This window comes from Polaribacter irgensii 23-P, assembly GCF_000153225.1.
Taxonomy (GTDB): Bacteria; Bacteroidota; Bacteroidia; order Flavobacteriales; family Flavobacteriaceae; genus Polaribacter; species Polaribacter irgensii.
The window spans coordinates 2101169-2123576 of the sequence record NZ_CH724148.1 but is presented as its reverse complement, the minus strand read 5'-3'; the positions used below and the strand labels follow the sequence as shown (position 1 = coordinate 2123576).

Annotated in this window: 21 protein-coding genes; 13 read left to right on the top strand and 8 right to left on the bottom strand. The window is 33.6% G+C overall.

The annotated features are described in order from the left end of the window. Window positions 1–82 precede the first annotated feature (82 nt). Both PI23P_RS09480 and PI23P_RS09475 read right to left on the bottom strand, forming a co-directional pair. A complete protein-coding gene (locus tag PI23P_RS09480; protein ID WP_238300011.1) occupies window positions 83–1888 on the bottom strand; it encodes an FAD-binding protein in 1806 nt (601 codons plus the stop codon). A gap of 90 nt (window positions 1889–1978) precedes the next feature. Then, complete coding sequence (locus tag PI23P_RS09475) at window positions 1979–2884, bottom strand: LysR family transcriptional regulator (RefSeq protein WP_004570602.1); 906 nt, start codon at window positions 2882–2884, stop codon at window positions 1979–1981. Window positions 2885–3019: 135 nt separating this feature from the next. On the opposite strand from PI23P_RS09475, the gene PI23P_RS09470 reads away from it, so the two are divergent. Continuing rightward, window positions 3020–4186 (top strand): acyl-CoA dehydrogenase family protein, encoded by a 1167-nt coding sequence (locus tag PI23P_RS09470; protein ID WP_004570601.1) that lies wholly within the window; start codon window positions 3020–3022, stop codon window positions 4184–4186. 299 nt (window positions 4187–4485) lie between these two features. On the opposite strand, the gene PI23P_RS09465 is transcribed toward PI23P_RS09470, so the two are convergent. Continuing rightward, the gene (locus PI23P_RS09465; protein ID WP_004570600.1) at window positions 4486–5085 is read right to left on the bottom strand and encodes a DUF6642 family protein; all 600 of its coding nucleotides are present in this window, start codon (window positions 5083–5085) and stop codon (window positions 4486–4488) included. A gap of 642 nt (window positions 5086–5727) precedes the next feature. Here PI23P_RS09465 and PI23P_RS09460 point away from each other — a divergent pair. Next, on the top strand, window positions 5728–6225 hold the full coding sequence (locus tag PI23P_RS09460; protein ID WP_004570599.1) for an Lrp/AsnC family transcriptional regulator: 498 nt from the start codon (window positions 5728–5730) through the stop codon (window positions 6223–6225). 53 nt (window positions 6226–6278) lie between these two features. On the opposite strand, the gene PI23P_RS09455 is transcribed toward PI23P_RS09460, so the two are convergent. From PI23P_RS09455 to PI23P_RS09445, 3 genes are all read right to left on the bottom strand, one after another. After that, window positions 6279–7682 carry an aldehyde dehydrogenase family protein gene (locus tag PI23P_RS09455; protein WP_004570598.1) on the bottom strand — a complete coding sequence of 468 codons (1404 nt, stop codon included), beginning with the start codon at window positions 7680–7682 and terminating at the stop codon, window positions 6279–6281. 10 nt (window positions 7683–7692) lie between these two features. Further along, window positions 7693–8709 carry a homoserine dehydrogenase gene (locus PI23P_RS09450; protein ID WP_004570597.1) on the bottom strand — a complete coding sequence of 339 codons (1017 nt, stop codon included), beginning with the start codon at window positions 8707–8709 and terminating at the stop codon, window positions 7693–7695. A 508-nt stretch (window positions 8710–9217) separates the two neighbouring features. Continuing rightward, window positions 9218–9382: a hypothetical protein gene (locus PI23P_RS09445; RefSeq protein WP_004570595.1), complete on the bottom strand. Its 165-nt coding sequence runs from the start codon at window positions 9380–9382 to the stop codon at window positions 9218–9220. A 236-nt stretch (window positions 9383–9618) separates the two neighbouring features. Between PI23P_RS09445 and PI23P_RS09440 the strand changes: the two genes are divergently transcribed. The 4 genes from PI23P_RS09440 to PI23P_RS12525 all read left to right on the top strand — a co-directional run bounded on the left by PI23P_RS09440 (window position 9619) and on the right by PI23P_RS12525 (window position 13978). After that, window positions 9619–10752 carry a helix-turn-helix domain-containing protein gene (locus PI23P_RS09440; protein WP_004570594.1) on the top strand — a complete coding sequence of 378 codons (1134 nt, stop codon included), beginning with the start codon at window positions 9619–9621 and terminating at the stop codon, window positions 10750–10752. A gap of 1173 nt (window positions 10753–11925) precedes the next feature. Then, a complete protein-coding gene (locus PI23P_RS09435; RefSeq protein ID WP_004570593.1) occupies window positions 11926–12255 on the top strand; it encodes a hypothetical protein in 330 nt (109 codons plus the stop codon). A gap of 259 nt (window positions 12256–12514) precedes the next feature. Next, window positions 12515–13591 (top strand): DUF418 domain-containing protein, encoded by a 1077-nt coding sequence (locus tag PI23P_RS09430; protein WP_004570592.1) that lies wholly within the window; start codon window positions 12515–12517, stop codon window positions 13589–13591. A gap of 246 nt (window positions 13592–13837) precedes the next feature. Continuing rightward, window positions 13838–13978, top strand: a complete 141-nt coding sequence (locus PI23P_RS12525; RefSeq protein ID WP_155811765.1) for a hypothetical protein — start codon at window positions 13838–13840, stop codon at window positions 13976–13978. 277 nt (window positions 13979–14255) lie between these two features. Here the strand turns inward: PI23P_RS12525 and PI23P_RS09425 are convergent, their stop codons facing one another. Continuing rightward, window positions 14256–14798, bottom strand: coding sequence for a pyridoxamine 5'-phosphate oxidase family protein (locus PI23P_RS09425; protein ID WP_004570591.1), 543 nt, complete (start codon window positions 14796–14798; stop codon window positions 14256–14258). 519 nt (window positions 14799–15317) lie between these two features. Between PI23P_RS09425 and PI23P_RS09420 the strand changes: the two genes are divergently transcribed. The 7 genes from PI23P_RS09420 to PI23P_RS09390 all read left to right on the top strand — a co-directional run bounded on the left by PI23P_RS09420 (window position 15318) and on the right by PI23P_RS09390 (window position 21973). Next, window positions 15318–16115, top strand: a complete 798-nt coding sequence (locus PI23P_RS09420; RefSeq protein WP_004570590.1) for an alpha/beta fold hydrolase — start codon at window positions 15318–15320, stop codon at window positions 16113–16115. A gap of 24 nt (window positions 16116–16139) precedes the next feature. Then, a complete protein-coding gene (locus PI23P_RS09415; RefSeq protein WP_004570589.1) occupies window positions 16140–17330 on the top strand; it encodes a PAS domain-containing sensor histidine kinase in 1191 nt (396 codons plus the stop codon). After that, window positions 17330–17743 carry a response regulator gene (locus PI23P_RS09410; protein WP_004570588.1) on the top strand — a complete coding sequence of 138 codons (414 nt, stop codon included), beginning with the start codon at window positions 17330–17332 and terminating at the stop codon, window positions 17741–17743. Before PI23P_RS09415 ends, PI23P_RS09410 begins: the two co-directional genes overlap by 1 nt. 440 nt (window positions 17744–18183) lie before the next feature. Beyond that, a complete protein-coding gene (locus tag PI23P_RS09405) occupies window positions 18184–19458 on the top strand; it encodes a mechanosensitive ion channel family protein (RefSeq protein WP_018941849.1) in 1275 nt (424 codons plus the stop codon). A 727-nt stretch (window positions 19459–20185) separates the two neighbouring features. Continuing rightward, window positions 20186–20797 carry a DEAD/DEAH box helicase gene (locus PI23P_RS09400; protein WP_004570586.1) on the top strand — a complete coding sequence of 204 codons (612 nt, stop codon included), beginning with the start codon at window positions 20186–20188 and terminating at the stop codon, window positions 20795–20797. A 47-nt stretch (window positions 20798–20844) separates the two neighbouring features. Continuing rightward, the gene (locus PI23P_RS09395) at window positions 20845–21483 is read left to right on the top strand and encodes a thiamine phosphate synthase (protein ID WP_004570585.1); all 639 of its coding nucleotides are present in this window, start codon (window positions 20845–20847) and stop codon (window positions 21481–21483) included. Window positions 21484–21622: 139 nt separating this feature from the next. Further along, window positions 21623–21973, top strand: coding sequence for a DoxX family protein (locus tag PI23P_RS09390; protein ID WP_004570584.1), 351 nt, complete (start codon window positions 21623–21625; stop codon window positions 21971–21973). Here the strand turns inward: PI23P_RS09390 and PI23P_RS09385 are convergent. Next, complete coding sequence (locus tag PI23P_RS09385) at window positions 21970–22347, bottom strand: DoxX family protein (RefSeq protein ID WP_004570583.1); 378 nt, start codon at window positions 22345–22347, stop codon at window positions 21970–21972. The two genes, PI23P_RS09390 and PI23P_RS09385, sit on opposite strands and share 4 nt — an antisense overlap. Between the last annotated feature and the right edge of the window lie 61 nt (window positions 22348–22408).

The window sequence follows — 22408 nt, the reverse complement described above, 5'->3', positions numbered from 1 at the left end:
TCCGATTTATAGATTGTTTTAGTTGCTATATTATAGTTAACCGTACATTCTATTTTTTCATTTGAAATAATATTTTTGCGATTTACTCTAATAACAATCCTTTAAAATTCACGATTTCTTTCGTAGTATTTACAATTGTATGGAGTTCTTTTGTGAGTGGTTTTAATTGCTCTTTGGTTACTTCTAAAACGGTATTGTTCAGTTTAATTCTAAAGTTTGCATCAAAAGCTGCATTCGTTTCTTTGTAGTCGTCACGCTGGTGTGCTCCTCTACTCTCTTTTCGAGCGATGGCTCCTAAAATAGTTGCTTCTGCAGACATGATAGAACCCTCCAAATCAAAGGCCAACATTAGATCTTCAAAACCTTCAGAATCTGGACGAACATCTAAATTTTTAAGAGCTTCTTTTAGTGTATTGATTTTGCGCAGTCCTTCTTGAAGTTTCTCTTCATTTCGAACGACACCGCAGTGCTCCCACATAATATTTCGCAATTCACGCTGCAAGGGACGTGCAACTTCACTTCCATTTTTGATGAACGCATCTATTTTTTCGTGTGCTTTTGCAATGACCTCACGAGAGCGATATTGTATGTCCATATATGAGGAGCGCTCCGCTGCTGCCGCTCCTGCACGTTTTCCGAAAATTAATATTTCGGCAAGCGAATTCCCACCCAATCTATTTGCACCGTGCAAACCACCAGTAACTTCTCCAGCTGCATACAGACCTTCAATATTTGTGGCGTGGTCCTCTGGATGCACCACAATACCGCCCATAGAATAATGTGCTGTTGGTGAAACTTCCATTGGTGTTTTAGAAATATCTATCATTAGAGTATCTAAAAACTGACGATACATTCTTGGTAATTTTTCAATAATAAATTCCTTTGATTGGTGGCTAATGTCTAAATAGACGCCACCATTAGGAGTCCCTCTTCCTTCAACTATTTCTGTATAATTGGCCATGGCAACCCGATCTCTTGTAGAAAGCTCAAGCCGTTCAGCATCGTAATTTTTCATAAAACGCTCTCCTTTGCCATTCACAAGATATCCACCTTCTCCACGCACTGCTTCGGTAACCAAAGTACCTGCAATTTCTTCGGGAATTACCATCCCTGTTGGATGAAATTGCACCAATTCCATATCGGTTAATGTACAGCCTGCTTTTAATCCGAGGTAAAACCCATCTCCTGTATTTTCATTTCTTCGCGAAGAGCTTTTTCGCCAAATTCGGGTATGCCCTCCGGCAGCCAGTATGACAGAATCTGCTAAAAATACCGTGCGTTCACCACTTTTAATATTAAAAGTCATGGCTCCAAAACAGCAATTATCATGCACTAATAATTCAGTTACGTATTGCGAATCGTGAATCGGAATTTTTAATTCTTTTGTTTTTTTAATTAGTGCCATTAAAATAGAACGACCAGTATAATCTCCCGAATAACAAGTTCTTCGATGCGTATGCGCTCCAAAAAAACGTTGATCCATTTTACCATTCTCTAATTTTGCAAAATTTGCACCCCATGCATCAATTTCAGTGACCAGCGATGGTGCTTCTTTTGCCATAAGCTCCACCATTCTTGGTTCAGAAAGGCCGTAGCCCTCAATCATCGTATCTGCAAAGTGTTGTTTCCAAGAATCTTCTGGATCTACATTCCCAAATGCAGCATTTATGCCACCTGCTGCCATCACAGTATGTACATCCTCCTTTAACCGTTTTCCTATGACGGTTACTTCTACACCCGTTTTTTTTGCTTCAATGGCCGCTCGAAGCCCAGATCCCCCGCTTCCAATTACTAAAACATTAGAAATATGTGTGCTGTGTTTACTTATTTTTGCTGCTTTCATTTTTTGTTTTATTGCGTCTAGAACAAAAATAATAGTAAAATTCATTTTTTTCAATAACATAAAACGATTAGCTACATAGGTAAAAACGATTGCCTATTTATAAAACTTCTCTTTTTAGCTTTCAGCGAATAAAAATTAAAGTGTACCAAATTCAAGTAAATTTGAAAGCTCATTCACAAGTTTTTTTATAATATGTTTTTTTTCAAAACCTCTTGTAGACACTAAATTCACATCCAATTCTAAAGTGTTTTCTCTAAACATAAGTAGTTGTGTTCTCTGTTTTTTTGACATATAAATGGCCGCAATTTTTGGTATAAACATGGTGCCTCCATTCATATCAATAATATTTTTTAAAGTTTCTAAGTTTCCTTTTAAATACTTGATTTTGTTGTTTTTTAAGCGCTCAAAAGATTGCGTTCCCAAATCTTTTATTTGACGCATCAAGAGATCTCTTAAATCTTCATGTAATAAAATTTCATTAAAATTAATATCTCTTAATGAAATCAAATTGTTCTCTGTCTGCTTTATTTCTGTTGAATATACACACAGCTTTTCCTTGTACAATTTTTGCTCATAATAGCCATGGGTTAAAGAGGGGTTGATCATTACCGCAGCATCTACTTGCTCATTTATTAAATAATCTTCAATGCGACGATCGCTCAATTCTAAAATCTTAATTTCTAATTTTGGATACTTTTTAGTTATTTTTTTTATAAAAATTGGTGTGATGTAAGGGGCTAAAATTTCTGTAATGGCCAAGTTAATTTGTCCTGAAATTTCGTCTTTCTTTTCAAAAGCCATCTGGATGAATTCTTTTTGCTGAAAACGAATTTCTTTAGCCTTTCCAATAAGGTCTAAACCTTTTAATGTAGGCAGCACTGGTTGTCGCGATCGGTCAAAAATGATGATATCAAACTCTTTTTCTAAACGTTGTATTTCTCTACTTAATGTGGATTGTGCAACATCACAAGCCAAAGAAGCTCTATTAAAATTGCGATACCTTTCTACCGCTATGATATATTCTAATTGTCTAAAATTCATAATGAAAAGATGAACAGTGTTTATAATACTCCTGCAATTTCAATATTTATCCTCGAAATAGCGAAATCTTATTTTTACAAAAATATTATAAATTTAGCTATTTAGAATCATTTTAAATAATTAAATTTGTAGCAGATGAAACAGCATACAGACTACTACGATATTGATAGCTACTTTACCGAAGAACAATTGTTAATACGCAACGCTACGAGAGCTTGGGTACATAGAGATATAAAGCCAACTATTGAGTACTATACGCAAACCGCTAGTACTTCAAAAGACTGGTCGAAACAATTAGCAGCTATTGGAGGATACGGACTTATTATACCGACAGAATACGGTGGTTTCGGCATGGATTATTTGTCATATGGTTTAATGATGCAAGAGCTAGAGCGCGGAGACACAGCAATACGCGTTATGAGTTCTATTCAAACATCCTTAGTAATGTATTCCATTTGGCAGTTTGGTTCTGAGGAGCAAAAACAAAAATATTTGCCATTATTAGCGTCAGGTGAGCTCTTAGGCTCTTTTGGTTTGACGGAGCCCAACTTTGGTTCTAACGCGTCTGATATGCATTGCAATTTTAAAATAGTCGAGGATAAAATTATTATAAACGGAAGTAAATTGTGGATAGGAAATGCCTCTCATGCAGATATTGCAATCGTCTGGGCTAAAAATGAACAAAATAAAGTACAAGGTATCATTGTTGAAACCGCGAATATCAGCAATTTTACGACTGCAAAAATTGAGAATAAATGGTCTTTTAGAGCGTCTAATACCGGTGAATTAACATTTGATAATTCCGCATTGGACAAAGGGCAGTTACTTGAAAAAAGTGCTTCTATTAAAGATGCGTATTCTTGTTTAAATATTGGCAGATATGCGGTGGCTTGGGGTAGTTTAGGGATCGCATTAGATTGTTATGAAACGGCGCTGCAATATGCGAATGAGCGCATTCAGTTTGGAAAACCTATTGCGAGCTATCAGTTGATCCAAAAAAAACTTGCTGAAATGATTACAGAAATTACAAAAGCGCAATTACTATCCTATCAATTGGCAGTTTTAATGGATGCACAAAAGGCTACACATGCCCAAATATCAATGGCCAAAAGAAATAATGTAGCAATGGCGCAGGAAGTGGCAAAAGAAGCAAGACAAATCCTTGGCGGAATGGGCATCACCGGAGAGTATCCAATTATGCGTCATTTGATGAATTTAGAGACGCTAATTACCTACCAAGGAACCCACGAAATGCATCTTTTAATTACTGGAAAAGACATCACGGGCATCAATGCTATTTAAATGATTCTATTAAAAACAAGAATTATGAGTCCTCTTATTCCATTTCTATCACTTACGGCATTTGGAATGTGCCAGCACAAAAACAAATACGTTTTTAGATCGTGACTTTTGAAATGTATCTTTAATATTGGCCGCGCCTATAGATCATTTCTTTTTAAAAGTCTTGGTTAAAAAATTTAGATGATCGCTACAATGCGCTGTATAATTTATTTTGAGCGCAGTCGAAATCTAAAATATCACTAGAAATTCTAAACTTAAAATAAAGAGTCATTTTACAAGTTCAAACCTTAAACGTTGGTTTAATAATACAATCTAAAATCGAGTAGTTTACAGGCAGTGTAATATTTTTGATGCAACTCCTCGACAACCTCTAACATATTTTCATTTTCTTCAAATAAATTAAAAAAAGCTTTGTCAAGATTTGCGCTGGTTATTTCATTCAGTTCATTACCATAGCCTGAAAGACCTTTTGCACCAGTGATATCCAAAAAATATTGTGCTTCTTCTCGGCTTAAATCCAGTACTTTTGCGTTTGAAAAATGCACAATCTTTCCACTTAATCTCCCTTCAAATATTTCTGCAATTTCTTGTAGACTATAGTAATAGCCGTTCAAACAAACACTATTTGCTTCACCAGTGATTACCAAATAAATGATTTCGTAATCTTTAAAGTTGTGATCATCTGAAACCAACGCACTTAAGCTATCTTCCAATCCTTCGATCGTGTCACATGTTTTATAAATACTGGCAATACCGTATTGCATGGTCAGTTGTTCTAGACTTTTTTGCGCTTCGCTAGCCTTGTCTGTTTCTATATTAGGAACTGCTTCTAAACAGTAAATAAAATAATCTGCATCTGTAAATTGTTCTTGAGGTACTTGTGGTATTTTCTGTAACAAATTTTTGATTTAATGAAAAGTAAATAAAGAACAAAAATAATGTATCTTTTTTATCTTTTTCTTCGATTATATATAAATACTCTTAAAATGAAGCCAATTTGCAACGGTTTTAAATTGAGCTAAAATTTTATTCACAAAAAACCATGCGTCCTTAACTTAATTCGTTTTGCAATGCAATTTCCCATGTGCTATTATAGTGTCCTTTTAAAAAGTGTGTTTGCCCACACTCATATTTTCAGAAAATAGAAGCCTGTGAATCTCATACCGTTTCATCCTATTTTAAAAAGGTAGCTAAGAAGAACTAAAAAAGAAACTGCTAGAATCCGCCGCTTTTTATCAAATATTTTTTAAAAGCGACACCAAAAGGAACCAATAAGAAAAAAAAGGAGACGTATACGAGTTATAAAATTGGCTTGAATAAAAGAAAGTAGCGCATATCCTATAAAAAATCAAAAGACGCTTAAGCTCATAAATATTTGAACATTCGGGCTGAAGTCAGCAAAATAGCACTGATAAATGCACTTTTTTTTATGAGGTCTTGTAAAATAATAGCTGTTACGCGGAACATGTATACCTTTAAATTAAATGTAATTTTGTAATATTGTTCTTTAACGTAGATGTAAACAATTAAATAGTACAACAATGGAGAATATTCGGAAATACAATCAAAACAACGAATTAGACAAAACGGACGAGCAAATAATAAGACTTTTACAAAAAAATGCGCGACTGTCCAATAAACAAATTGCTGCAGCAGTGGGTATTGCAGAATCTACCTGCTCTGAAAGAATGCGAAAACTAAATAAGAAAAAAATATTCTTTGGGTTTCACGCTTTCGTAGATTCTTCTAAACTAGGCACCAATATCGAAGCGATGGTTTCTATAAAATTGACAAAAAACACAAAAGAAAAAGTGGAAGATTTTAAAAACTCGATGTTATTGTTACCAGAGGTTATAAATACCTACCACTTGGCAGGTCATAGCGATTTCCTACTCTATGTAGCCGTAAGAGATAAAAACCATTTACGGGACTTATTGATGGATCACGTTACCAAAGACTATGTGAAAAGCTTGGAAACTTCCCTGATCTATGATTTTACACAAAACCCGTTATTTCCAATTTACTTGAATCATGAATAGAACGATAAGAGCCAATTCAATTGAATTGGCTCTTATCATGCTGTTGGTTTTCTTTATTTCTTTAGTTTGAAACATACCACTTTTGTTTCTGACATGGCTTCAATCGCAGACTTCACCCCTTCTCTACCAATTCCACTCAGCTTAACACCACCAAAAGGCATGGCGTCTATTCTATAATCAGTAGAATCATTGATCATTACACCTGCGCATTCTAGACCATTGATGGCCTTGTGAGCGTTCTGGATGTCATTCGTAAAAACGGCAGCATGCAAGCCAAAAGGAGATTTATTACAACAGTCAATGGCCTGCTCTAAATTTTCAACTTTGGAAATAGTGACAACAGGTCCAAAAACCTCCTTGCAATTCGCAATATCATTGTTACAATCGGCGACTAAAACAGTCGGAATATAGGAATTTCCAATCTTTTTTCCTCCAGCAATCAACGTTGCACCATGGTCTATGCTTTCTATCACAAATTGATCAATTTCGTTGAGGGCTTGTTTGCTTATAATAGGCCCAATATCAACTCCTTCTGTCAAGGGTGCGCCTATTTTTAGGGTTGCCGTTTGTGCGACAAACTTCTTTAAAAAAGAGTCATAAATAGCCGCATCCACAAAAACGCGTTTCACACCCACACAGTTTTGTCCACTTGCAAAAAATGCTCCTGAGACACAAGATTGAACAGCGTCCTCTAAATCTGCATTAGAAAGCACGATTACTGGCGAATTGGAGCCAAGTTCCATCACCATCTTTTTTAGTCCTGCTTTTCTCTGTATAATTTTTGCTGCGGTTACGCCCCCTGTAAAACTGATCAATCGTATTCTATCGTCACTAATAAGCGCATCTCCAAAATATTCTGGTGCTCCTGTAATGATGCTCAGCATTTCTTTCGGCAATCCAGCTTTAAAAAGAATTTCTCCAAATTTTATTGCCACTAGTGGCGTATAATCACTCGGTTTTAGAATTACTGGATTCCCTGCAGCAATTGCTGGCCCTAGCTTATGACATACTAAATTTAGAGGATCATTAAATGGAGTAATGGCTACAACAATACCAATGGGACATTTGAGCTCATATCCCATTCGATCTTCTGAACCGGGAACCGCATTAAACGGAATGGTAGCTCCTGAGATTCTCGACGCTTCTTCTGCGGAAAGTTGCATTGTCTGCAGGGCACGAGTTACTTCTTTCTTCGCTTGTGAGATGGTTTTTATACCTTCCGTTGCGATGAGGTTAGCCAACACATCAAATTCCTGTTCCATTAAAAGAACTGCTTTTTTAAGAATTGAAATTCTTTCTGAAGCGGGCATCTTTTTGCCAATAGCTTCCCCTTTTTTTGCAGTGTCCAAGGCATTCATTACATCTTGCTCTGACGATTGAGGCACCGACCCTATGATTTCTCCTGTATAACTATTATAAACAGGAATTGTACTTGTCTTTTTTGTATCTGTCAACATCTGTTTTTTTTTAAGTATTCATAATGGATATAATGTCATTATACAAGGCAAAACCTGTTTCTGTTTTCCCTGCTCCTGCTCCAATTATAGTCGTATCTCCGAGAATATCAGAGGTGATTTTCAAGGCATTACTTGCACCAGAAATGCCATATAATGAATCACTCGTTGGCACCATTATAGGGCCTACCGTTCCATGGACTTTATGCTGACTGTCTTTCCAAACACGACCAATTAACTTCCATCTCATGCCTTTAGAAGAAGCCTCCTTGATCTCTGAGAGGGTGATTTTAGAAATCCCCTGTACGGCGATATCTTCATGTGCTAACGGTGTATTGAAGACAACATTTGCTAAAATTAGTACCTTTGCCAAAGTATCCAAACCTTCCACATCGTTTTTTGGGTTTGCTTCTGCATACCCTAGTTCTTGCGCTTGTAAAAGCGCTTTCTCGTAAGACATGCCCAATTCCATTTGCGTTAAAATATAATTTGAAGTGCCATTCATAATACCGCTTAATTCGGTAATTTTAGCGCCTACTAACCCGGTATTTAAGACATTGATAATGGGTGTGCCACTCATAACAGTCCCTTCAATTGCGAGTGTTTTGTTATTTTTTTTGGCAAGGTTAAAAATCTGTTGATATGCTACAGCAAAGGGACCTTTGTTGGTAGTTACCACATGTTTTCCTGAATTTAATGCGGCTTCCATATGAGCGATTGCAGGTTGTCCAGTTTTAATATCTGTAAAGCTGGCTTCAATAATGATGTCTGCCTTAATTTCTTCTATCGCTTTTGTGATGTCAACGATGCGTTCTGACAATAGGCTGTAATCTCCTTTGTGTGCATTGTTAAGTATTTCCTGCATATTGATTCCATTCGCATCTATCTTGCAGCCTTTCATCGTGTCTAGTATTCCTACTGTTTGTATTTCTGTGCCTTTAGAAATTGGCAATACCGCATTGACATCTAAAATTATTTCAGCCAATCCTTGCGATACAATTCCAAATCCTACGTATACTATTTTAATCATTGATTGTTGTTTTTAATCTATTTAATGATTCAAAATTAGGCATATATTCGTGTATTCCTATGAATACCATAAATCATTCTGATAATTCACTTTAAAATGAATTAGCTGCGGTTTTATACAATAAATAAGGCACAAACAAAATTTAAATCGTTTTTAAAGTGTTCTTGTTTGTGGGTGAATTTTTAAAATGCTAAAAATAGGGGATGTTAAAACAGATTGTTTTACAGGTATTGCACGCAAGTTCAAACTGGCAGTATTTTTTTTGAAGGTTGTGTTTTGGCTTATCCCTGTCGCAACTAGTTAAGAGTATCAATACGTATATAATTAAAAAAAGGACTATTTCAACCTTGATAAAACGTGTAAAGATCCTGTTGACCTATTGAAGAAACTAAAGTAATTAGCGAAAATATTAAAGGAATTAAATTCAAATAATGGGATAATTTTTGTTCAGTCTAAACATCCGCCACGCTAAAAGGAAAACCTACTCAAAATTGATTTAAAAACTTTTTTAATCCGCAAGCACTGCGGCACCTCCTGCTAAGATATAATTAAAATATGCTACATTATTGGAGTTTAATTTCAAGACCCCAGTAATGGTTACGATCGCATCTGTCTCAAAATTTAAAGGATTGCTAAAGTTTAATTCTGTGGCCGTTTCAATACCGCTTACCATCTTTAATAATGCTCAAAAAGTCCTGTGAAAATGTAAGACTTTACCTTTACAAATGGATCTGATTAATTGCTGATCTTTGAGAACAAGGAAGAAGAACCAGTACCGTATTATTCGTGTATTGTACTCCATACTTTTGATTAAAATCGAAATTCCTACTCTCCTGCTTTTTTAAAGGGATGGATTAAAAAGGAATCATTTAAACTTTATTTCCTGTAGAAAATTTTTATTTTAGCAACATGAATGTATTAAGTGTTTTTCCAGTTTTAAGTGTTCTTTTTGGATGTGTCTTAATTATTTTTATTTTATTTAATAAATTTGGGCTAGGGGAAAATAAAAAGATTCGCTATGTATTGGCTTCTTTGCTATTAATTTATGTGTTTACCGCAGCAGATTATGCACTTTCAATAACAAACCAAATCCCCGCTACCTATTCGGGTGTTACCTACCTTTTTTATCATTTTACCGGACTGCTATTTTACTATTTCATTATCCTTTATACCAAATCTGAGCTGCATTTAAAGAAATGGATGCCCATCGTAGGCGTCTACACATTGCTAAGGATTCTGGTGTTCCTTCCCTTTGATCACAATCAAAATTTACAAGATTTTGTTGCTGCATTAGAAACGTCAAACTATGGAATCCTTGTGTTCGTAGAAAATAGTGTAGTAAGCGCTGTGAATATAATACTGATGTGTCTTGCCTATAAAAAATTAAAAAAAGCACCATTTCAAGTGAAACTGAATGAAAGTCAAAAAAATCTTTACAAGTGGATTAAAATCATCATGATCGCCATCATATTCTTACAGATCATCGTCTTTATCACCACAATTTTAGGAAGTCTAGACAGTGGCGCCTTTGACTTTTACCTGAAAATAGAAACGCTTGTGTATACTTTATTCTTCTTCATATTTGCTTTTTCTATCATGCATTTTCCAGTATTTGCATATTCTGGAAATTTTGAAGATTTACCCAACGCTACGATTCAGAAATATGCAAAATCTTCTTTGTCTGATTCTTCGGCTCTTTTTAAGCAAATAAAAATGCTCGTACATACAGAATCCCTGTATTTAGAGTTTGATTTAAAATTGAATACGGTCGCTGAAAAATTAGACCAATCGGTGCATCACATATCACAAGCAATCAACCAGAACGCAAAAATGAGTTACCCTGATTTTATTAGTAGTTTTAGAATCGAAGCTGCTAAAAAGAAACTTATAGCGCCAAAACCCAATACAATATTTTCCATTTATTTGGATGTAGGTTTTAATAGCAAAGCTGCTTTTTATACCGCTTTTAAAAAACATACCCAGATGACACCTACCGAATTTAAAAAACAACACAAGTCTCACATTAATATAAAGAATTCATAGTAAGATGTTTAAGCATTTACAATATGTCTTCCCTATAAAAGAAGACATATTTTTTTGTTTGGTATTATAGGGAGCGCCAAGATCCTTTTTTTTTTTAAAATATATTTGTTGCATCAATTAGAATCAAACAAATAATTTAAATGAAAATGTATACCTGGCTCATCGCTGTTAGTTACTTTTTAATAACATCAGCGCTTCATACAATACCCGAAAAACAAAAGACTACAGCGATACAATAGTTGGAAACTCCAAAACTACACCATTGATGGAAAAAAATACATACCCGATAAAAAGAAAAAAAATGATGTTACCTTTTTTATAGAAAACACCATACTTATCTCAAAGTATGCCGGTAAAAAAGAAAGAGGAACGTATTTCCTAAATACCAAGGGGACCTCTATTTTAATGACAGCTACAAATGGGGATATTACAAAGGCGTACATCCTTTCAATTTCAAATAAATCGTTGATACTGAAATACGATATTCCTGAAATTAGAGAAATTAAAATATATTATACTCTTGCAATCTAAAGGTATTAGGATGAAAAAAACAACACTTATTTTACTGCTTTTTAGCATTGGTTGCTGATTTTCACAAAAAAATTAGTCTAAAATAAAAACACATTCAAAATTGAAAATCAAAATTTTTATATAAAAAATGTCATTGATATGCGCCTAAAAAAAAAGCTCAGCCGTGCGGAAAATACTGATAAAAAAAAGTAAAACTACAGCTACAAAAAAGCCTTATCAGTTCAATTAAAAGTTTTATGGATGCCGCCTTGGGTGCGACAAACGGTAAAGTTCCATTCACTTTAAAATCTATAATTTAAAAATTAAACAGGTACAAACAAACATCTATCAAAGAACAGCAAGCGTGCATATTACGCTGTATTTTTAAACAAAAAAAACGGATTTGTGCCATTTGAAGTTGCGCATTGTGAAGACCAAATTTTCCCAGTATTGAATCTAAAAGAAAGCTACAATACCCAAGAAAAACAAAATCTTACAAACTCTAGAATATTGCTTGTGAAGCTTTATTACAAAACAGAAAGCAACCGAACACAGAGTGTTAGAAAGTAGTTTACGAACTGCTAAAAATTCGTCAAAGATGCTGCTATTCGCGAAACCTATGTGGCATTAGGTACCTGGTTCAAGATGCTTACAGTAAAATAAATGAGAGAGAGATATGCCAAAAGCTGGAATATTGCGTGTGCAAAATTTGCAGACCGTGAAGAAAATTTAATGCTTTTTTTTTATATTATAAGCTATGGTCAATCTAGAGCTATATCAAACGTAGTGAGACAGCGCGGATATCGCACTGTAGATTGCTACCTCATTGGTTTTGTATTCAATGGCTTTATAAAAAAAATACCAGGGCTTTATGTAGACCTTGGTTTAAATGTACCTATTGGAATGGAAGTTTTAAAAGATATAGCGGAAAAAAAGTTTAAGAACTTTTTAATTGGTCTTTGCGCAAATCAAGGAGTGAAACTAATTTCTTAGACCGATTTTGAAATCATTTTTAATACTGGCATTTTTCAACGTTGGCAAATGTTAAACATAATCAATAGAAATTTTACATTTCAATTAGAAGTGGAGATTAATTTTTAACTATGCATTGATAAATTGAACAAACTTTACGGATACTGCTTAAACTGCTATTTTTATAAATGAAGCTTCTCTTTCGGAGCTTCGTTGGAAGGGGTAATTACTTCAAGAAAAAGCAATCCTTAAGCTATTATATTTTAAAAATAAAAAAAACATGAAACAAAGAATTATAGGGATAGATGTAGCGCGTGCATTGGCAGTTATCGGAATGATAATCGTTAATTTTAAAGTTGTTTTTGGTGATAGTGGGCAGTCTTGGGTGCACGTATTTGCCAGTGTTTTTGATGGGAAAGCTGCAGCTACCTTTGTTGTTTTAGCAGGTGTTGGAATCGCTTTAATGACGAACACGGCCATTAAAAATAAGGATCATAAGAAGTTAAAAATAGCACGCATTAAAATTTTAAAAAAAGCGGTGTTTTTATTTTTTGTTGGGCTATCATACATCACAATATGGCCAGCAGACATTTTGCATTTTTATGGCGTCTATATGGCAATGGTACTTGTCATATTAAAGTGCAAACAAAAAACAATCTTTATTACAGGGGTTTTTATAATCATAATCTATCCAATTTTAATGATGGTTTTAAATTATGAGAACGGGTGGAATTTTAAAACGTTGACATATCAAGATTTGTGGACGTTCAAAGGCTTTCTAAGAAATCTCTTTTTTAATGGCTTCCACCCCGCAATTCCTTGGGCAGCTTTCCTGGTTTTTGGATACTGGTTTGGAAAGCAAGATTTACACAACAACCAATTCTTGAAAAAAATATTATGGATGAGCGCGCTATTTTTTATCGCTATTCAAATGGTATCTTATGGTTTCATCACTCTTTTATCAGAAGGAAACCAAGAAACTGCTTTGGAACTTACTGAAATATTTGGAACGAATCCAATGCCACCGCTACCCCTTTACATGGGCAATGGGGTTGCAATTGCCTTTGTTCTCATTTCAAGCTGTATTTTACTTGCCAAGAAATTTGAAAAAAGCACAATCATAGATGCTTTAAATAAAACTGGCCAATTGGCGTTGACCTTCTACGTTGCACACGTTATTATTGGAATGGGAATTATTGAAATAATAAATCCATCTAAAATAGGAAAGTACTCCATTGAATTTTCGGTGGGATACGCAATCGTATTTAGTATGTGCTGTATTCTATTTGCAATTCTTTGGAGAAAATATTATCAAGTAGGACCTTTAGAATGGGTTTTGCGAAAAATAACCGATTAAGAACCATTTTACAAAAACTTCTTAATTTTCCAATGCCATAGAATCTATAGAATAGTTGTTTTTAAGGCTTCTTTCATCGGTTTTTAGCAATGTTAAAGAGCAAATTAAACTAGGTGTTTTAAATATAAAAACAAACACTTCTCAAGTTATCTAAAGAGAAATATACTTTGTAAAGATTTTTTTAGGCAAGGAATCAGCATTGTACGATAAGATTTAATTATTAGAAGTCCCAATCAATGTATAAAGTTGAGCATATTTGTTTGTCTGCCCATCTTATTTTTACAGTACACTACCGATGATGATCGTTTTGAGAAAATTACCAACCCCTTATCTGAAGCATTTGAGATGCTCTTAATTCAAAACAATAGCGCAAGTATTGATGTATAGCGGAGCATGCATTTTTAGTATGAAAATGGAACGTCTTTAGAAAAACTATTATTTTAAGATTTATTGCAGGCTAATTAAGTTCTGATAAAACTCTTTTTTGTATTCATTTAGCGTTGCATGTTATCGCTTGGCTGGCTTAAAACTGCATATGCCCATAGAAAAAACATGCGCAGTTTATTAATAGTTATAAAAAAGCCTTTGTTTTCGGATAACCTCCCTTAAAAGTAGTCAACCACCTTATAAAAACAGGCATTTTTTCGCACTCAAAACTGAAAATCTATGGCACTAGAAATTCACCAGTCCAACCACTAACTGTTTTTGAAAATAAAACCCGAACATGGTTTGGACGCTGCAAACGTAAATATTCAATTTTATAGGGGACTAGTCTTAACGGACAAAAATAATTTTCAGCAGCTAAATATCCTACTTCATCTAAATTTTCTATCGGAGTGCCTGGTGCTAAACTTGTGGTGTAATCTTTTCTAGACGCTGCTTGCACAGTATGCCAATAAGATGCAATTTGTGCACTGTCTGTAATCAGCTCTGCGTTTCCCTCGATTCGTATTTGTAATAGCTTTTTAGAATCGTAAAATAAGGCGCTAAATTCAGGATTCTTTTGAAGATCTTTAATTTTTTGAGTTCTCTTATCAGTATAAATTACTAAACTTAAATCTAACAATGTTTTCCGAAGTACAACGGTGCGTTGCCTGGGCTGGCCATTTTCATTTGTTGCTAATACAAAATTTCGAAATGGATGTCGTTTTTTAGCATGGCCGTTCACAAGTTCTATTCGCGCTTCTTCTAGATATTGATTTTTCAATTGTATTGGTTTGGTTGTAATTAGTTAGTTTGAATAAATACAAAAGTACGTTTTATAAAGGTGAATTTTAACAGCAAGCTGTGCAAATTATTCCCTGTGATGCCCTTTCTATTTTAACAATTGTAACAATAAAAACACAGTTTTGTGCAAGTTTAGACTTTTTATTAATTTTCCATGAAATAAACCAATTTTTTAATTGTACAAACGGCTATTTTTTGTTTTTTAAACTTCACAGCATGCTCCTTTTTAAAACATATTTTAATTTTCTAAAAAGGCTATTTACTGCAATACTTATTTGTTAAATAAGTTTCATAAAGCCCCCAATTATCAAGCTGTGACTGTATCTATCAATAGTACCATTTTTAAGTAATATGAAAATTAATAGCCATAATTCATAAATTATTGTTAGATTCGCAAAGTTATTCCCAAAATCCTAGAGTTATTGAACTCACCCGTAAAGTTATATCTCTTTAAAAGAAACAGGTTTCTTTAAATTATAATCCTACATAAATTTATAAAATGTTAGAACACATTATAAGAAAAAACAATGTTACAGTGCAGGGTACAGGCAATAGAGCGATGCTTTTAGTGCATGGGTATGGTTGTGATCAAAATATGTGGAGATACATTACGCCACATTTTAAAAAACAATATAAAATAATTTTGATCGACCTTGTAGGATCAGGTAAATCAGATACAAATGCATACGATTATAATAAATACAGCTCTTTGGAAGGATATGCCGATGATATTATTGACATCTGTGATGCTTTAAACTTAAAAAATGTTTGTTTTGTTGGGCACTCTGTAAGCGCAATGATAGGAACACTTGCCGCTATCAAAAGACCTTCTCTTTTCGAAAAGTTAATTATGATTGGTCCATCCGCACGATATATCAATGATGCCAATTATACTGGTGGATTCTCTCAAAAAGATATTGACGAACTCCTAGAAACTTTAGAATCTAACTACTTGGGTTGGTCTAGTGAGATGGCTTCTGTGATCATGAACAACCCTGAAAGACCAGAATTAGCGTTAGAATTAGAAGCGAGTTTTTGCCAAAATAATTTAGAAATAGCAAAACATTTTGCCAGTGTTACTTTTTTAGGAGACAACAGAAGTGACCTGAAAAAACTTACCATCGATGCACTCATCATACAGTCTAAAATAGATGCCATTGCATCGATCGAAGTTGGAAAATTTGTACACGAGAATGTCCAAAATAGTTCTTTTATAACGCTAGAAACTACCGGCCACTGTCCTCATCTGAGTGCACCTGACGAAACAGTTAAAGCGATGAAACAATATTTAAGATAGGTATCCAAAAACTCCGCAAGGCTAATGCATTTAAATATTGATTACAAAGAACTGTATAACACTTCTCCTAGTGGCTATTTTTGTTCCTTACCCAACGGGACAATTATTGACTCCAACAAAAATTTTTTAGAATTAATAAGTTATACGAGAGAAGAAGTAATTGGTGAAAAAAAATTTACTGACTTTCTCTCCCTTGGAGGAAAAATATATTTTGAAAATGTATACGCACCAGCATTAAAACTGAGTGGAACCGTGGAGGAAATAAACTTCAATTTTATAAAAAAAGATGGAAGTAAATTTCCAGTTCTGGTAAATTCTGTGGAGGTAAAAGATAAAGAGGGATTGCATTTATTCACCCAATCTGCAGTGTTTAATATTTCTCAAAGGAAGAAGTATGAACAAGAACTTATAATCGCTAAAAGAAATGCGAATGACCTTTCTAACAAATTATCGTCTGTCAATACAGAATTACTAAATCGTGCTAAATTAATTTCAAATCAAAAAAGACAATTAGAGGAGTTCAATGAGCATTTAGAAAATAAAAACAAACAACTTTCAAGTTTTGCGCATATTGCCTCTCATAACTTAAGAGCACCTGTTAGTAATTTGATGGCATTAAAGGATTTCTATAATGAAAATACGGATTTAGAGGACAAGGAAATGCTATTCACCAAAGTTGAGACTGTCATTGACCATTTGAATGAAACATTGAATGAATTAATTGATTCAGTTAAAATAAGAGGAAATAAAGACATTGTACACGATGCCATTATTTTTGAAGAGGTCTTCGATAAAACACGCACTATTTTAGAGCATCAAATATTAGATTCAAAAGCAATAGTGACCTCCAACTTTTCGAAAGCTCCGGAAATAAAATACCCAAAACTCTACATCGAAAGTATAATGTTAAATCTCTTGTCTAATTCCCTGAGGTACCGGGCACCCCATCGCATTGCAGAGATACATTTTTCGACTGCGGTCAACGACAAAGAAATAATGCTTACTGCAAGCGATAATGGATTAGGAATTGATTTAAAAAAATATGGGCATAAAATTTTTGGCCTAAATAACACATTTCATAGACATCCAGATTCTAAGGGAGTTGGATTGTTCATGACCAAAACACAAATAGAGGCAATTGGTGGTTCTATAAACGTAGAAAGTGCAGTTGATAAAGGCACTACCTTCAAAATAATTTTAAAGAAAAATAGATAATGGTTGAAAAATTGCCCCTGATAGCGATAATAGATGATGACATGATTTATCAGTTTATGTTATCTCGCATTATCAATGACAATAAATTAGCAGAAAATATTATTAGCTTTTCAGAGGGCGAACAGGCCTTTCAATATCTTTCTGAAAATAAAATAAATAGCGAAAATATTCCAGACGTCATCTTTCTCGATGTAAATATGCCAATTATGGATGGCTGGATGTTTATCGAAGCGTTTGCACATTTAAAAACTCAAATTCAGAAAAAAATTGTCATTTTTATGCTCAGCTCTTCCATTGATCCTGTGGATATAGAAAAAGCTTACAAAATAAGTGAAATCTCAAGCTACTTTATAAAACCAATAAAATTAAAGGAAGTGAAAAGAATTTTTAAAGACTATAAAACTTTCTTATAAAATTTGAATTATTGGGCATTGAATGCCAAAATCAAAAGGAACTATAAAAATATAAAAAAACAAAAGAAGACTAAAATGGGCGTCAAAACTAAATACTCCCTTTTTTAAATAAGCTCTTTTCAAAAGATAAGCACGTACTCTTTATTTTCAGAAAACTTAGTAAATCCAACATAAGTGACTCCAATTTCGCCATAAAAAGAGTAAATTCTTGTTTTTTTTTAAATACTGGCGTTCATTTTTTCTTAAATTACATTTGCATTTTAGAAATATTCAGAATCTTCTCGAAAGTTTTTCATTCACGAAAATTTAAATCTTCTCTTTATTCTCGCACAATAATAAAAGCATACAAATAGAAATAATTAGATGTCAAAAAACCTACTTTTGTAGCTTATAAAGAAACCACTTTAACCATCAAAAAATTTACCTAAAACTTGACTTTAATGAATCTACAACATTTGGTAAACGATTATTTAGTTACTCTTGGAGCCTCTGAGAATGCTGCTAAATATTTAAATATGGTGTTTTTACTTTTAATTTTGTTAATCTTGGCGTTCTCAATAGATTATATCATTCGTAAAATTATACTAAAACTATTTTCACAGCTCTCAGATAAAACAAAAACCAATTTTGATGATTTATTAGTAAAAAATAAAACACCTCGAATTATAGCGCATATTATTCCATTACTTCTTGTAATGAAATTAATTCCCTTTGTTTTTGTTGATTTTATAGTTACTGCATTATTAGTTTCGAAAGGGTTGTATTTATTGGCCATTGTTCTAATTCTTTGGGTTGTTCGCAGTCTTTTAAGCACACTCAAAGATTATTTTAAAACATTAGAAAGCTTAAGAGACAAGCCCATAGACAGTTTTATACAAGTCTTTACGATTTTCTCTTGGGTGATTGGTGCTTTGTCTGCCTTTACTATTGTCTCAGGAATTGCGTTTGTTGAATTTATCGCAACTATTGGTGCTGCCTCGGCAGTGATTATACTGATATTTAAAGATACTATTTTGGGATTTGTTGCTAGTATTCAAGTATCTATAAACGATATGGTAAGAATTGGAGATTGGGTAACCTTTGAGAAATATGGTGCAGATGGTGATATTACAGAAATTAATTTGTCTACCGTGAAAGTTCAAAATTTTGACATGACAATTACGACCATTCCTACGTACGCGTTAATTTCAGATTCTTTTCAAAACTGGAGAGGAATGCAAGATTCTGGAGGAAGATGTATAAAAAGGGCAATCAATATCAAAATGGCAAGCATCCATTATTTGTCGAATGAAGAGATTACAGCATTCAAAAAAATACAATCAATTACATCCTATCTAAATACCCGCCAAAAAGATATTGAGATTTATAATACTCAAAATAACATCGATAAAGAATTGCTTTTAAACGGACGGCATTTAACAAACATTGGAGTGTTTAGAAAGTATGCTGAAACCTATATTGAAAATCACTCGGGTATCCATAAAAAAATGACTTTAATGGTGCGCCAATTAGCACCAGGGACACAGGGAATCCCAATTGAAATCTATGCTTTTAGTAAGGACAAACGTTGGGAGAATTACGAATATATTATGGCTGATATCTTTGATCATGTCATTGCAGCCGTTCCTTATTTTAATTTAGAAATTTTTGAGTTACCGAGCAATACTAGTTTTATGGACTCTAAAAAAGATTTGAATTCCGATTTGCTCGGTTAATTTACTTTTCTAAAAAGGTGTTTAGTAAGCACTAAGCTTTCGAAGAAATACCTGTGTTAAGTGTATTTTAAAACAAGCAGATGTTCGTTTCAAACAAACAAAAACTTCAGCTAAAATAAAAGTCGTTCGAATTTTTAAAGATCAACGCAGCTTTATTTATTACAAGCATATCTGTAAGTCTCACAAAAAAAATTGTGAATTTGGTTTAGTGAAAAAAGCGATGAAAAAACTAAATGAAAAGGAGGTAGAACATAGTACCTTGAAGCTACCCTCTAGAAAGTTGTCAGCAGTAAATCGATACGACTTTTATGCATAGAATCTATATACACCATAAGCGCTCGTATAAGTAAGCTTGCGCTGTTATATTTGATTAGCTTTTATTTGTATTGGCAATACGCTACTAAATCTGCGAAATGCACTATCGTGCAAAGTAATAAAAAGTGAATAGTATCTGCAACACAGCTGGCTTATAGACTGTTTAAAAATAACATACCGATTTCGCTGTTGGTGTAAACAATTCCGTTTTATTATTTATACACCATAGATACTATAATTTGCTAAAAATAAACAGACTCACCAACGATTTAACAATAAGATGTAGTATTCTCTTGATGGCGTTAAAGAAAATATTGAAGACCTTATTTATCGCACGAATCCATTGAATTAAATTGTATATTTGCATTCTTAATGACTGTTATTACTAGTATCAGCAACCTTTTTAATTTCTATGCCATTTAAAAAATTACATTCCGATATTCAAGAAAAACTAAGTTTTTTTGAAATAAATGTACCTACTCCATTCCAAACTCTAAGTATACCTGTCATAAAAAGTGGCGCCAACATATACTGTACAGCACCTGCAGGCAGTGGAAAAACAACAACACTGATTCTTACTACGATGCAAAAATTAAAGTGTGAAGAAGTAGGAACCGCACCCAGAGCTATTATTTTAGTAGAAAATAGAGACCGTGCACTCGCATTGGAAAAAATTCTAATCACATTCATCAGACACACTACATTACGCGCGTACGCCTGTGATGATAAGTTTCATATTGAAGTACTTACCTCGGAAATATTTGAAGGTGTAGACATTTTGATCGCTACTCCTAAAACGATAAATAAATTGCTTTTATCAGAGGGGTTAAATACGACACAGCTTAAAATTTTTAATATCGATAATGCGGAGTTTCTCGAAAAGAGCACTACTTATGGAGATTTAATGGCCATTACACAAAGCATACACAAGTGTCAATATGTTACTTATTCAGAAAAAATAGGCCCCATGCTACAGCGTTTAGAATCTCATTTTATGCAGTATTCTAAAAAAATTGCGCTTTAAAATAGTCTGATTATAATATCAATTCCCAAGCTAAACACGAAATCCAAATGATTCCAAAACTACATTACATTTCTCAGGGAACAACGCCAAAAGAGCACATCGAAAACATCCAAAAAGCCTGTTCGGCAGGTGCAGAACTAGTGCAGTTGAATGTAAAAAACCTCTCGGAAAAGAAATACTTAAAATTAGCAAAGGAAGCGAGAGAAATAACCGCGTATTTTCAAACACGTTTAATTATTAGTGGAGACTATAAAATAGCCAAAGCAGTAAAGGCAGATGGCGTACATTTAGAACAAAAAGGTAGTTGCCCTACTGCCGCTAGAATTCATCTATACACTTGGCAAATTATTGGCGCAGATGCCAACACGCTTGCTGCATGTAAAATATTAATCGATAAACAAGTAGATTACATCACCTTGAGCCCTTTTAAAGCTGAAAAAAATAAAGATACAGAGCAAACCATTTTAGGCTTGCTTGGATACACTGCAATTGTAGAGGCTTTGAATACCAAAACTCCGATTATTGGTGTTGGTAAAATCACTACAAAAGATATTTCAGACATCTTAAAAACTGGAATTGTGGGAGTTGCCGTAGCAGATGAAATTACACTAGACTTTGATATTATAAAGAAATTCAATCAACTCTTAAGTGCTTCTTCAACAGAAGAGCAGCGGCATACTTTTTAGTAAATTAAAATTTGGGAAGTCCTTTTTTAACATAAATATTAGGATTTATTTGAGGTTTTAAATTTCTCTAAGAGCGCAAATAGCGTTACTTTTATTGATATTAATTTGTAGAGATAATCTACAACTTTAAAAAAAAACATTGAATTTACTCATAGCACTGACCTGGTTTTCTGGCTTAGCATTTATTTATTTCGGCGTGAATTGCTTCTACTCAAAATTTATTATTGCTGAGTTTGAGAGATATGCATTACCAAAATTTAGAAGATTAACTGGGTTTCTCCAGTTATTAGGGGCTATCGGTTTGTTGGTGGGACTCTATTTTTCCCCGCTATTACTTTTGTTGGCCGCCATTGGTTTAAGTGTATTAATGCTTATGGGGTTTGTTGTAAGACTTAAAATAAAAGATAACTTTATAAAATCAGCGCCCTCTTTCACCTTTGCAGTTCTGAATATAATGATTGCCTTTAAAACCTTTGATACTTATTTTTAAAATGCGGAATATGCAATAATTAAATTTAAAACTATAAATAAAAAGGCTGGAAACGATTTATACCAAATATCTTTAATCTTAATATGTGCGAGTATGGATCCAAAAAGTAAAAGACTCAATCCTAAACTTCCGATTAACGTAAGCGCATCGAGCTGTATAGATATCAATAATATAAGAGCTAGCGCAACTTTTAAAGTTCCAATAATATAACAAAACTGTTTTGAAAAACCATAAACTTCAAATTCTTCAAAAATAGTTTTTGCAGTACCACCTCTCCATTTTGTTGCCTTATTTTTTTGTAACAACCAGACATTTAAAATGCTGATACTTACAATAATTTTCAATGCAATAATACCATATCCGATCAATTCCATAAGTTTCAGTTTAAGTTTTTATTTTTTAGCTAATCTATAACAATCTAATTAATAATTAGTA